Annotated in this window: 14 protein-coding genes; 9 read left to right on the forward strand and 5 right to left on the reverse strand. The window is 32.7% G+C overall.

The genetic code is table 11. The features are described 5' to 3' along the window. Positions 1-58: 58 nt before the first annotated feature. The 6 genes from FH779_RS06015 to FH779_RS06040 all read left to right on the forward strand — a co-directional run bounded on the left by FH779_RS06015 (position 59) and on the right by FH779_RS06040 (position 7,346). On the forward strand, positions 59-529 hold the full coding sequence (locus FH779_RS06015) for an Lrp/AsnC family transcriptional regulator (RefSeq protein ID WP_038336320.1): 471 nt from the start codon (positions 59-61) through the stop codon (positions 527-529). A gap of 32 nt (positions 530-561) precedes the next feature. Further along, a complete protein-coding gene (locus FH779_RS06020; protein WP_125350221.1) occupies positions 562-1,263 on the forward strand; it encodes an NUDIX hydrolase in 702 nt (233 codons plus the stop codon). Positions 1,264-1,272: 9 nt separating this feature from the next. Beyond that, positions 1,273-1,755, forward strand: a complete 483-nt coding sequence (locus FH779_RS06025) for a hypothetical protein (protein ID WP_038336323.1) — start codon at positions 1,273-1,275, stop codon at positions 1,753-1,755. Between the two features lie 207 nt (positions 1,756-1,962). After that, a complete protein-coding gene (locus tag FH779_RS06030; protein ID WP_180906376.1) occupies positions 1,963-3,378 on the forward strand; it encodes an L-serine ammonia-lyase in 1,416 nt (471 codons plus the stop codon). Positions 3,379-3,594: 216 nt separating this feature from the next. Further along, on the forward strand, positions 3,595-5,532 hold the full coding sequence (locus FH779_RS06035) for a DEAD/DEAH box helicase (RefSeq protein WP_244958031.1): 1,938 nt from the start codon (positions 3,595-3,597) through the stop codon (positions 5,530-5,532). Positions 5,533-5,648: 116 nt separating this feature from the next. After that, entirely contained in the window at positions 5,649-7,346 is a 1,698-nt protein-coding gene (locus FH779_RS06040; protein WP_180906377.1) for an AMP-binding protein, read from the forward strand. 67 nt (positions 7,347-7,413) lie between these two features. Here the strand turns inward: FH779_RS06040 and FH779_RS06045 are convergent, their stop codons facing one another. The 3 genes from FH779_RS06045 to FH779_RS06055 all read right to left on the reverse strand — a co-directional run bounded on the left by FH779_RS06045 (position 7,414) and on the right by FH779_RS06055 (position 8,506). After that, entirely contained in the window at positions 7,414-7,740 is a 327-nt protein-coding gene (locus FH779_RS06045; protein ID WP_038336330.1) for a hypothetical protein, read from the reverse strand. Beyond that, the gene (locus FH779_RS06050) at positions 7,730-8,083 is read right to left on the reverse strand and encodes a phage holin family protein (protein ID WP_038336331.1); all 354 of its coding nucleotides are present in this window, start codon (positions 8,081-8,083) and stop codon (positions 7,730-7,732) included. Before FH779_RS06050 ends, FH779_RS06045 begins: the two co-directional genes overlap by 11 nt. A 63-nt stretch (positions 8,084-8,146) precedes the next feature. Further along, on the reverse strand, positions 8,147-8,506 hold the full coding sequence (locus tag FH779_RS06055) for a YtxH domain-containing protein (RefSeq protein ID WP_038336332.1): 360 nt from the start codon (positions 8,504-8,506) through the stop codon (positions 8,147-8,149). Between the two features lie 100 nt (positions 8,507-8,606). On the opposite strand from FH779_RS06055, the gene FH779_RS06060 reads away from it, so the two are divergent. From FH779_RS06060 to FH779_RS06070, 3 genes are read left to right on the forward strand one after another with little or no spacing between them, the layout of a single operon-like run. Beyond that, positions 8,607-9,809, forward strand: a complete 1,203-nt coding sequence (locus tag FH779_RS06060) for a pyridoxal phosphate-dependent aminotransferase (RefSeq protein WP_115000008.1) — start codon at positions 8,607-8,609, stop codon at positions 9,807-9,809. A 13-nt stretch (positions 9,810-9,822) separates the two neighbouring features. Further along, positions 9,823-10,842, forward strand: a complete 1,020-nt coding sequence (gene murB / locus FH779_RS06065; protein ID WP_180906378.1) for a UDP-N-acetylmuramate dehydrogenase — start codon at positions 9,823-9,825, stop codon at positions 10,840-10,842. 53 nt (positions 10,843-10,895) lie between these two features. Next, positions 10,896-11,687 carry a hypothetical protein gene (locus tag FH779_RS06070; RefSeq protein ID WP_180906379.1) on the forward strand — a complete coding sequence of 264 codons (792 nt, stop codon included), beginning with the start codon at positions 10,896-10,898 and terminating at the stop codon, positions 11,685-11,687. A gap of 28 nt (positions 11,688-11,715) precedes the next feature. Here FH779_RS06070 and FH779_RS06075 read toward each other — a convergent pair whose 3' ends face one another. Together FH779_RS06075 and FH779_RS06080 are read right to left on the reverse strand one after the other, a co-directional pair. Beyond that, positions 11,716-12,150, reverse strand: coding sequence for a DUF2310 family Zn-ribbon-containing protein (locus tag FH779_RS06075; protein ID WP_221414074.1), 435 nt, complete (start codon positions 12,148-12,150; stop codon positions 11,716-11,718). Then, positions 12,122-12,913 carry a cobalamin-binding protein gene (locus tag FH779_RS06080; RefSeq protein ID WP_180906381.1) on the reverse strand — a complete coding sequence of 264 codons (792 nt, stop codon included), beginning with the start codon at positions 12,911-12,913 and terminating at the stop codon, positions 12,122-12,124. Before FH779_RS06080 ends, FH779_RS06075 begins: the two co-directional genes overlap by 29 nt. Between the last annotated feature and the right edge of the window lie 84 nt (positions 12,914-12,997).

Consider the following 12,997-nt stretch of genomic DNA (forward strand, 5'->3'; position numbering starts at 1 on the left):
TGCTAAAAATTAATTCGATTTTTTATTAAAATAATAATAATAATCAAAAATTAGGAAAATGAATTACATAATTGATGATGTTGATAAGAAAATTTTGATGTATTTGATTGACAATACAAGAATGCCATTTACAGAAATTGCAAAGAAAATGAATGTTTCTGCTGGTACTATTCACGTACGTGTCAAGAAATTAGAGGAGGCTGGAATCATCAAAGGAACTACACTAATTACAGATTATGATAAAATGGGTTATCAGTTTGTTGCGTATGTAGGATTGTTACTTACAAAAACAAACAAAACTCAGAAAGTGATAGATGAATTATATAAAATTCCTAACGTAACAGTGGTTCACGTTGTGTCTGGGAAATATAATATTTTCTGTAAAATTCGTGCAAGAGATACTTCTGATGCGAAAGATGTTATCTACAAAATTGATCAAATTGATGATGTATTGAGAACAGAATCTATGATTTCGTTAGAAGAATCTTTCAACGATAAAAATAGATTGATGCATTCAATTTTTCATTAAAAATAATTTCAATTTATTAATCATCCCACAAAATGACAGACGAAGAAAAAGAAAAATATTTTCAGGTCGCTCTATGTTCAAGTCTCGTACTTTTCGGGTTTGATGGAGAAGATCTCAAAATATTGGTGTACAAAAAACTAAACGATCCTTTCAAAGGAGCATTGGTTTTGCCAGGAAAATATATTGCGCCAACGGTAAGTAACGATCAAGCAATTCACGAATTATTGATTGAGAAAATTGCTTACGATGAGCATCAAACATATATTGAACAATTGAAAGCCTTTACAAAAGTTTTTCGTAATCCATTAGGACGTGTTGTAAATGTTGCTTACTATGCTTTGGTTAAATTGACGCCTCAAATAGAGGAAAAAGTGAAAACACAAGGTGGAGAATGGTTTCCTTACGATCGCGTTCCGGATTTAGCTTTTGATCACAATGAAATTGTAAAATATGCAAAAGAACGTGTAAAACGTCGTGTGAAGCGTCGTCCAGTTGGGTTTAACTTACTTGGAGATGAGTTTACAATTGCACAATTACAAAGTTTGTATGAAAAAGCCTTGAATCGTGAATTGGATAAACGTAACTTTAGAAAGAAAATCTTTAACTCAAATTTAATTATCGAAACAGGTAACACAACAGATCCTAAACAACATCGTAAAGTATCTAAATTGTATCGTTTTGATGAAGAAAAATACGAAAAATTGAGTTTGAAAGGATATGATTTCTTATTTTAAAATAAAGCTATGACAGATCAAAAAGTAGAACAAAATCAAGAACGTGACGACATTTTTGACACAAAAGTTTTAATGTCGGATAATACCAAAACAAAAGATTTGAAACACGAAGGAAACAAAACATCATTCCTTTTCAAGTCAATGATTTTTATAATGGTTTTCTTGATTTTGAGTATTCTTTATCGTGGTTATCAATTATTGGTGACAAATGATTATTTGTTCCGCCAAATGATGAACGAAGATGCACCAGAAATGCCAAAATGGTATCCAATTGCAACGCTTGTTTTAGGAGTTATTGCATTAATTGGTATCTTTTTAGTGAAATCTTACAAAAGAATTGGTGTATATATGGTTGTAACATCATTATTTGTGTCAGCAGCAATGCAGCCCGAATTTATGGCAGATGGAACACTTTTTACCATGTTTACATTGTTTGTGTTTATAGGTTATGGTTTAGCGATTATCTATCCATATTGGCACAAGTTTAAATAAAAACTTAATAAAGTATAGAAAAGAGGTTACAATTAGTTGTAACCTCTTTTTTTGATGCTGAATTATTTGTATTAATATCATTCAATATGAATATTTTAAGCTTATTAATTGTTTAAGTTGATAAAAAAACTGCTTAAATAAAGCGAATATGAGAATTTAACGGCTATATTTGTCTTGTGTGGAAAAAATATAAATTAAAAGTACAAAATGGATTGTATTTCAGTATTTGATATGCTCAAAATTGGCGTTGGTCCTTCAAGTTCGCATACTTTAGGTCCTTGGCGCGCTGCAGAAGCTTTTCTGAAAGAATTGGAAGCTGCATCTATCTTTAATAAAATTACTAAAGTTCGTGTAGATTTGTATGGCTCTTTATCGCTTACAGGTAAAGGACATGCAACTGATTATGCAGTAATGTTAGGGCTAAGCGGTGCTGATCCTGAATATATTCCTGTTGATGATATCTCGAATATTATTAATACGATCAATACAAATAAACAATTAAATTTTGGAAATAAATTTTTAATTGATTTTAATCCCGAAACTGATATCGTTTTCAATCGTGAATTTTTATCTTTTCACGCTAATGGAATGATGTTTACAGCTTTCTATGAGAACGAAGAATTTTCTTCTACGTTTTATTCGATAGGAGGAGGATTTATTACAAAAGAGGATGATAGTGCTACCAATACAGATGTCACTTGTGCCTTTCCATATTTATTTAATACATCAACAGAGTTATTAGAATTTTGTTCGAAAGAAAATAAATCGATTTCTGAAATCATGTTTGAGAATGAAAAAACAATCCGAACTGAAGATGAAATTCACCACGAATTAATGCGTGTTTGGAATACCATGTTAGAGTGTATGTACATTGGTTGTCATACAGAAGGTATTTTACCAGGCGGATTGAACGTGAAACGTCGTGCTTACGATATGCACAAGAATTTGGTTGGAACAACACCTTATTCTAATCCACAAGAATGGATTGCTTCAATCCGAAAAACCAAAGTATATTTTCGTCAAATTTTGAAATGGGTAAGTTGTTTTGCTCTTGCTGTTAATGAAGTAAATGCTTCATTAGGTAGAGTAGTAACAGCACCAACAAACGGAAGTGCAGGAGTTATTCCAGCAGTTTTGATGTATTATTTGGTGATCGAAAATCATAAAGCTGGTCAAAAAGAGATTGAACAATTCTTAACAACAGCAGGAGTTATTGGTTCTATCTTTAAGAAAGGAGCAACTATTTCTGCAGCAATGGGAGGTTGTCAAGCTGAGATCGGTGTATCTTCGGCTATGGCTGCAGCGGCATTATGCGAATTAATGGGAGGAACTCCTGCGCAAGTAACGATGGCTGCCGAAATTGCAATGGAACATCATTTAGGTTTAACATGCGACCCGATTGGAGGTTTGGTTCAAATTCCTTGTATCGAACGTAACACAATGGGAGCGATTAAAGCGATAAATGCGGCAGAATTAGCATTGGATACAGATCCGTTGACTGCGAAAGTTCCGTTAGATAAAGTCGTAAATACGATGTGGGAAACTGCAAAAGATATGAATAATAAATACAAAGAAACTTCTGAAGGAGGTTTGGCAGTTGCTGTAAATATTGCAGACTGTTAGTAATTTATTCATTATCAATAAAATAATATTATGTGTATTAATTGTAAGGATTATGAATGTGTGTTGTGTATTTCAAAAATAATCCTTACATTTGCACAGCCTTTTAGAGTTAAGGTACGGATGTTAAAGAATATTCATTTAGGGATTTTTTAGGCTGCTCAGCCATTTAATTTTATTCTTTCATATCTGTTGGTTAAATAATTTAAAATAAAACCGGTGATATGGAATATAAATGAATTTCATTATCTCGGTATCGTATCTAACATGATTACATTCAAAGAATTAGGACTTCAAGAAGAAATCCTAACTGCAATTGAGAAAATGGGCTTCGTTAACCCATCTCCAATCCAAGAAAAAGCTATTCCTCAAATCCTTTCATCAGATCAAGATGTTATTGCATTGGCGCAAACAGGTACAGGAAAAACTGCAGCATTCGGGCTTCCGGTTTTAAATCAATTAGACAGCAATTCAAAATCAGTACAAGCAATTATTTTGTGTCCTACTCGTGAATTATGTTTACAAATTGCAAAAGAATTAGAATCTTTTTCTGCTGATATGCGTGGAGTACGTGTACAGGCAGTTTACGGTGGTGCTGACATCGTTAAACAAATTAGAGGATTAAAAGATAATCCACAAATCGTTGTAGGAACACCAGGTCGTACAATGGACTTAATTAAACGTGGTGCATTAAAAATTAATGATATCACATGGACAGTTTTAGATGAGGCAGATGAGATGTTGAACATGGGATTCCGTGACGAAATCGATTCTATCTTAGAAACAACTCCAGAAGAAAAACAAACTTTATTATTCTCAGCTACAATGCCTTCAGAGGTTCGTCGTATCGCTTCAGAATATATGCACAATCCAGTTGAGATTGCTGTGAGTAAAGTAAATACTGCATCAAAAAATATCGAGCACCACGTTTACTTAGTACGTTCTTCTGATCGTTACTTAGCTTTAAAACGTTTGGCCGATTATTACCCAAATATTTATGGTATCGTTTTCTGTAGAACTCGTCGCGAAGCGAAAGATGTAGCAGATAAATTGATGCAAGATGGTTACAATGCAGACGCATTACACGGAGATTTATCACAATCGCAACGTGATCACGTGATGGAGAAATTCCGTAACCAAAACATTCAAATCCTTGTTGCAACAGACGTTGCTGCTCGTGGTATCGACGTAAATGAGTTGACTCACGTAATCAACTTCAATTTACCAGATGATCCTGAAGTTTATGTACACCGTTCAGGACGTACAGGACGTGCGGGTAACAAAGGGATTTCTATCATTATCTCAGGAGGACGTGAAGCGCGTAAAATTAGAGATTTAGAAAAATTAATTGCTTCTAAAATCGAGCCTAAAAACGTACCAACTGGAGCAGAAATCTGTGAAAAACGTTTAATTTCTTTAATCGATAAAATCGAAAACATCGAAGTTGATGAAGAATTAATCGAGCCTTACATGGAAACTGTAAACGAAAAATTGGCAAACTTAGATCGTGACGATTTATTAAAACGTTTCATGACAGTTGAGTTCAATTCTTTCTTAGAATATTACAAAAACACGAAAGATATTTCTTCAGAAGGAGATCGTGGTGATAGAGGAGATCGTTCTTCTAACCGCCGTGGAGGTCGTGATTTCTCTCGTTTCTTTATCAATATTGGTCAAAAACACAACTTACGTGTTCCAAACTTAATTGGTTTAATCAACGAGCAAACTCGTAACCGTAACATCGAAATAGGAAAAATTGAAATTTTACGTAATTTCTCTTTCTTCGAAGTTGATACACAGTTCGAATCATTAGTGTTAGAATCTTTCAAAGATGCACAACGCGATGGTGTAGATTTAGATGTTCAAATCTCTAAACCAGAACCAAGACGTGGTGATGGTGAGCGTCGTGGAGGAGATCGTCGTCGTAATGACAGAGGAGGAGATTCTCGTGGACGTGGTTTCAATAGCCGTCGTGATAATGACCGCGAAAGAAGTGGAGGTTATCGTGGTGGAGATCGTGATCGCGGAGGAGACAGAGGTGGATTCCGTGGCGGAGATCGTGACCGTGATTCAAGAGATTCTAGAGGAGGAGATCGTGGTGGTTACCGCGGTGGAGATCGTAACAGAACAGGAAACTCAAGAAGAGGTAGAGATTAATATATTCTCAATAAATAATAGAAAAAAGGATGATTTTATGAAATCATCCTTTTTTTATTCATAAAACTTCGGTTTGAATAAATAATTTTTCTATATTTATTCAAAACCACAAATAAATGACAGTACAAGAATTGTTTAACTCTATTCGATTATCCATCGAAGAAGAGAATTATGCGCAATTAAAAGAAATTAAAATTTTTAAGCCAGAAAAATTCAATTGGGTAAAGGATATTTTCGAACCTTACAATGTAGCTCAATTAGGAACACAAAAAGGTTTAATTTGGAAGTATAATGATCAACGAGAAGATTATACTTTTCAGGATTTAGCTGATAAATACAATCAATTCTTAAACTATTTAAGAAACAAAGGAATTAAACAAGGAGACAAAATGTTTTCTCAAGTTCCATTATTACCGATTACTTGGATTGGTTATTTGGCATCTATCAAAGGTGGATTAATTATTATTCCAGCCGCAACAACCTTAGAAGCAAGAGATTTAACCTTTAGATTCGAATCTTCTTTTCCAGAAGTTGCTTTAGCAGATCAAGCAAATGCATCAAAAATAGATGAAGCAGAAGCAAAATTTGATAAAAAGATTAAGGTAAAATTAATCACAGAAGGCGAACGAGAAGGTTGGACAAATATCAATGAGTTATGGAAAGAATCTACGCAAGCTGAGGCTGCTGATACAAAACCTGATGACGATTTATTCTACTTCTTTACCTCAGGAACGACAGGAATGCCGAAAGTAGTGGTGCACACGCATTATACTTATCCGCTTGGAGGTTTCACGACTTCTTCTTGGGTTGGAATGAAAAAAGGCGATTTGCATTACAATATTTCTCAACCAGGTTGGGCGAAATTCTTTTGGAGTAGTTTCTTTGCTCCGTGGAATATGGGTGCGACAATTTTGGGGTATCATGCAGATAAATTTGTTCCGAAAGAACAATTACAAACCATTCAAGATTTGGGTGTAACAACTTTTTGTGCGCCACCAACAGCTTTGCGTGTATTAATTTTAGAAGATTTGAAAAGTTATGATTTCAAACTTCGTCAATGTGTTGCAGCTGGTGAACCTCTTAATCCCGAAATTATTGATGTCTGGAAAGAAGGTACAGGAATTACGATTCGTGATGGTTACGGACAATCAGAGTCTACTGCGATGATAGCGAATTTGCCAAATGAGAAGATTAAATACGGATCGATGGGTAAACCTGCATTTTTGTATGATATTGTGATTGCAGATGATGATGGAAATATTGTGCAAGATTGCGAAGAAGGAAATATTTGTGTTGTGCATAATGAAGAAACCATCAACGGAATTTTCAAAACTTATTTGATTCAGAAAGATAAAATGGCGAAAGTTTTCAAGCATGGATTATATTATACTGGAGACAAAGCTTATAAGGACGAAGATGGTTATGTTTGGTTTGTTGGACGTGATGATGATGTGATAAAAGCGTCTGATTTTCGTGTAGGACCATTCGAAGTAGAAAGCGCTTTGTTGGAACATGATGCCATTATGGAAGCTGCTGTTGTGGCAAGTCCGCACGATTTACGCAGTAATGCTGTAAAAGCTTTTGTTATTTTAGCGCCTGGACATGATGCGTCGGAAGAATTAGCGAAAGATATTTTTAGATATACAGAAGAGCATTTGGCACGTTATAAAATTCCGCGTATTGTGCAGTTTGTGGAGAGTTTGCCAAAAACAATTTCAGGAAAAATACGTCGAGTAGAATTGCGAAACCAAGAAGCTGTAGATAAAAAGAATAAAACGATTATACCAAACGAATATTTTCACGAAAAATATTAGTCGAGCTTAAAATTAACACACAAAAAAACCACTTCAAACGAAGTGGTTTTTGTATTATCAAATAATTTTATAATTTTTCTTCAATGTATTCCTGAATTTTACTCGTAATGATTGGAACCGCTATCATAATCAATCCAGAAATTACAATTTTTGTAATCCCTTTCATTGGATATTTTTTTGAAGCTTTATCTCCAGCCCAATTTAATGCACTTTCAACTTTAGAAGAAGTGAAACTTGTATCAGATTTTAAATTTGTTACAAGACTTACTGCTTTGTTTACAAATGAATTATCATGCTTATTTTCGGCAACTTTCATTTGCAATTTTAGTTTACGCTTTGCCATTCGCAAATCGTCTAAATTTTTTATCGCAGATATTTGTTCTTTATTCTTCATCGTCGTCTTCGTCATCATCATCGTGGTTAGACATAGCTTCCATAGCGTTTTCTACGGCAATATTTGTCAAGAAAAGTTTTAATTTCTTTCTAAATAAAATAGAAAGTACCATCATCAAGAAATAAATTCCAGTTACAGCAAGAAAACCTAATCCTGTATCATTAAAATAACCTCCCAAAATAAATCCTAATGCTAAACTTCCTAATAATAATAGAAACAAAGAAAATACGGCAATAATTAATACATAAATACCGCTCGCCAGCATGTTGCTCAGCGAATCTACGAGATCATATTTAGCTAAAGTTATTCTATTATTAATATAAACTTTTAGTTCATTAAACATAAAATTGATTTATTTCAGACAAAGTTAATTATAAATTTTAAGGAATGTTGTGTTTCGAAGAAATTAAACTCCTACGTTTTCTTGAAACTCGTCTTTTAAATCTTCTTTTGTTTGGTTTGCTTTAGATTTTAAATCTTTTCCAGCTTCTTTTGCTTTAGAAACAAACTCGTCTTTTTGCTCAGCTAATTTTGATTTTACTTCGTCTAATTTAGCTTCTAATTCTTTTTTAGTTTTTTTAGCTTTATCAGAAAAATCATTCGCGTATTTGTCTAACTCTTTTTTGTATTTGTCAGCTTCTTTTTTTAATTTTTTGCGAGTGTCTTTCCCTGATTCTGGTGCATATAATAAACCTACTACTGCTCCGATTGCTGTTCCGATTGCTAAACCTGCTAATAATTTAGTTGCATTATTTAATTTACTCATAATAAAGTTTTTTTTGAGATTAAACGTTTTTTATATTTACACTTTAAAATTACAAAAACAATACCAAAGAATTCAAATCAAATTTAAAAAATTACAATAAATGTTAATATTATCTGAAAAATCACAAAATATGCCAGCTTCTCCAATCAGAAAGTTGGTGCCATACGCAGATGCAGCGAAAAAAAGAGGTACGAAAGTTTATCACTTAAATATTGGACAACCTGATATTGAGTCGCCAAAAGCTGTTTTAGAAGGATTGAAAAATTTCCCTTCAAACATTATTTCTTATACGCACTCAGAAGGAACGTTGGAATATCGTCAGGCTTTGGCAGATTATTTTACAAATCGTGGAATTGATTTAACGCCAGAAAATTTTATTGCAACTTTAGGAGGTTCAGAAGCTTTATTATTTATTTTCGGAATTATTGGAAATCCAGGTGACGAAATCATTATTCCAGAACCTTTTTATGCAAATTACAATGGATTTACATGTGAAAATGATGTAAATATTGTTCCTGTTCCATCTTCAATAGAAAATAATTTTGCTTTACCTGCAATAGAAGAATTTGCGAAAAAAATTACGGATAAAACACGTGCAATTTTAATTTGTAATCCTGGAAATCCAACTGGATATGTGTATTCTAAAGAAGAGTTAAATCAATTGAAAGATTTAGTTTTAGAGCATGGTATCTATTTAATTGCGGATGAGGTTTATGCAGAATATTTATATACTGAAGAAGAATTTACATCTGTTTTAAGTTTCCCAGAACTGAAAGATAATGCAATTGTAATTGATTCAGAATCGAAACGTTTTTCTTTATGTGGTGCACGTTCTGGAGCTTTGATTACACGTAACGAGAAATTCTTAAAAGCTGCAATGTTATATGCACAAGCGCGTTTAAGTCCTGTTGAAATTTCTCAATACATTGCAACTTTAGCCCACAGAAATGTTGGAACTTATTTCGAAGATTGTCGTACAGAATATTTAAAACGTCGCAATACATTAGTTACAGGTTTACAGCAAATTCCGGGTGTGGTTTGTCCAAATCCAAAAGGAGCTTTCTATTGTATGATTCAGTTACCAGTTGATAGCGCAGAGAAATTTGCTATTTGGTTATTAGAATCTTTCTCGTCAAACGGAGAAACAGTAATGTTGGCGCCAGGAGCAGGATTTTATTCAACTCCAAATTCAGGAATTCAAGAAGTTCGTTTGGCTTATGTTTTGAAAGAAGAAGATTTGGTTCGTTCTGTCGAAATCTTGAAAGAAGCTTTAGAACAATATCCAGGAACAATTAGATCATAAGAAAAATACGAAGATGGAAATCATCGAAAATTATTCATTAAAATTATATAACACATTCGGAATAGAGGCAAAGGCAAAATATTTTGCAGATGTTGCGACTATTCAAGATTTGCGAAAAGTTTTGGTTTTTCGTCGTCAAAAAGATTTACCGATCTTATTTATTGGTGGAGGAAGTAATATGCTTTTTGTAGACGATTTTCCAGGAATTGTGTTAAAATTAAATTTGAAAGGAATCGAAATTATCAACGAAGATGATGATTTTGTGTACGTAAAAGCGCAAGGGAGCGAGAATTGGCACAATTTTGTTGAATGGACGTTGCAAAATGATTTCGGAGGATTAGAAAATCTTTCGTTGATTCCTGGAAATGTAGGTACTGCGCCGATGCAAAATATTGGTGCCTATGGCGTTGAGGTCAAGGATTATATAGAAGAAGTTCAAACATTAGTTTTGGAAACGGGTGATGAGCGTACTTTTACAAATGAAGAATGTCATTTTGGTTACCGCGAATCTGTTTTCAAAAACGAATTGAGAGGACAATATGTTTTGGTAGCGGTTACATTTAAGTTGACGAAGAAAAGTCATAAACTTCATGTTGAATATGGTGCAATAAAATCTGAATTGGAAAAGGAGCAAATTTTTGATCCAACGATTCAAGAAATTAGTGCAGCTGTAATCAAAATTCGTCAAAGTAAATTACCAGATCCTTCGCAGATTGGGAATTCGGGGAGTTTCTTTAAAAACCCTGTCATTTCGAATGAAGAATTTGCTGAAATAGAAAAACTTCATCCAGAAATTTCTCATTACAAAACTGATTCAGGTGTTAAGTTAGCTGCAGGTTGGTTAATAGAACATGCAGGTTGGAAAGGAAAACGTTTTGGTGATGCAGGAGTTCATGATAAACAAGCTTTGGTTTTGGTGAATTATGGAAATGCAACTGGACGTGAAATATATGATTTATCTGAACGAATTATAGAAGATGTGAAAGCCAAATATGGTGTAACATTGGTTCGAGAAGTCAATATTATACAATAAATTAAATCCCGCTGAAAGCGGGATTTTTTTTTGTTATATTTGATAAAAAAAGGATGAAGTATATATATTATTGTTTGTTAATGTTATTTTTATTTAGTTGCGGATCCTCTGTAAAAACAAAATTAATTAATCAGAGTACAAATGAATTAGAGAATAAAGAAGTTTTAGTGATTTATAATGAGGAGGATTTACCTTCGAAATCAATTTTATTAGGAAGTATTAAGATAGGTGATTCAGGTTTTTCAACTGAATGCTCTAAAGGAGAAGTTCTTAATAATGCTATTGAACAAACAAAAAAGAACAATGGAAATATTCTTTTAATAAGTGAGATTAAAGAACCAAGCTATGCTAGTTCTTGTTATAGACTTAAAGCAAATATTTATTATAATACAACTTCAGAAATGGAAACTTTTCATCAAGAATCTGATAATACATTTGATGCTACAGCAGATTACGCGATGGTTCATATACTTTGTACTTATATAGAAGGAAAAGCTGTAACATTTGAAGGAGAAAATAGGCTTTCTTCAGAACATAAAATCGTTATGGGAGACAAAACGGTTCGTATAAAAGAAAATCAGATGATTAGTATTCCTATTAAAAAAATTGGAAAATTAGTTTTATCTAGTGATGAATTATCTGAAAAAAGATATTTAGAAATTGATATAGAGAAAGGTAAAGAATATTTTATTAACGCATCTACTTATCGTCATAATAATGGAGCTGTACTTTTTAATGGGCAACGATTTGTTTTGAATAAATTAAATTCGACTGAGGGAAAAAATTTATATAATAGTTTAAAGTCTATTATTGATGAAAGAAAACGTTTGGAAAATGAGCAATAAATTAAATCCCGCTTTTAACGGGATTTTTTTATGAATTCATTGTGATTGTTGAAATAATTTTACAATGATCACATTTGTAATCATAAAAATTAAATAATTGACTTTTTAGTTTCCAGTTATTATTACAGTTAGGACAATTAGTTGTAAAATCGTTCTTAATTTTTCTGTAATTGTAAATATAATAATAAGTTGGTGTACCAGTTAATTTCTCTATTTCTTTACAAATTTTTAAGCCTTGCTTAGATAATTGTGAGTTAATATGCTGCATTTGATTAGTTGCCCAACGCTCGCCAACTTCGCAATTCATTTGTAAATTATCACAAGCTTGGTAATTTGTTTCCCAACTTAATATTGGTAAATATCCATAATCGTAATAAACAGGAAGTTTGTATAGTGGAACAGATTTATTACAATTTCCACATGTTATTGGAGATTCAATTGTAATTTTTAATAATATAATCAATTTTATCCAAACCATCGGTTAACGCAGCAGGACCAGGTTGTAAAATCAATTCAGATTTTATTTCGTAAAGATGATTTTGTTGTACAGCTTTTACATTTTCAAAACCAATTCGTTGTTTTACTTTTTCTGGTTTAAACATTTTTCCACACCAAGAACCGATAATAATTTCAGGATTTCGTTCTATTACTTGTTCGTCTAACAAAATTCTATCTTTTGCCAAAGCTTTATTTTTGAGTTCTGGAAAAGCTAATTTTCCACCAGCAATTTCTATCAAATCATTTACCCAAGCACTTCCCGAAATAATTGGTTCGTCCCATTCTTCAAAAAAAACAGTTGGATGATAGGAAAGGAGAGCAGCTTGTTGTTTTACTTCTTCGAGTTTTTTTTCGTAAGATTCGACTAATTTTAAACCTTTTTCTTGGCAACCAATCAATGACGTAAATTGCAAAATCATATTTAAAATTTCGTCAATTGTTCGGTGATTAAAAATAAAAACATTAATTCCTCTTCTAATTAATTCTGCTGCAATATCAGCTTGTAAATCCGAATATCCTACAACCAAATCTGGCTTCAAATTGATAATATCTTCAAATTTTGCATCTAAAAAAGTCGAAACTTTAGGTTTTTCTTTTCGCGCTTGTGGCGGACGATACGTAAAACCACTAATTCCTACTAAACGATGTTGTTCGTTAATGTTATATAGAATTTCGGTTCCTTCTTCGGTTAAACAAACAATGCGCTGAGGATATCGATTTGATGACATTTAATTATGTTTAATAATAACTAAAATTAAGATTAAAATATATAAAAAAAAAGACCACTTGTAAAAGTGGTCTTTAGATTAAAT

The organism is Empedobacter falsenii (assembly GCF_013488205.1).
GTDB lineage: Bacteria > Bacteroidota > Bacteroidia > Flavobacteriales > Weeksellaceae > Empedobacter > Empedobacter falsenii_C.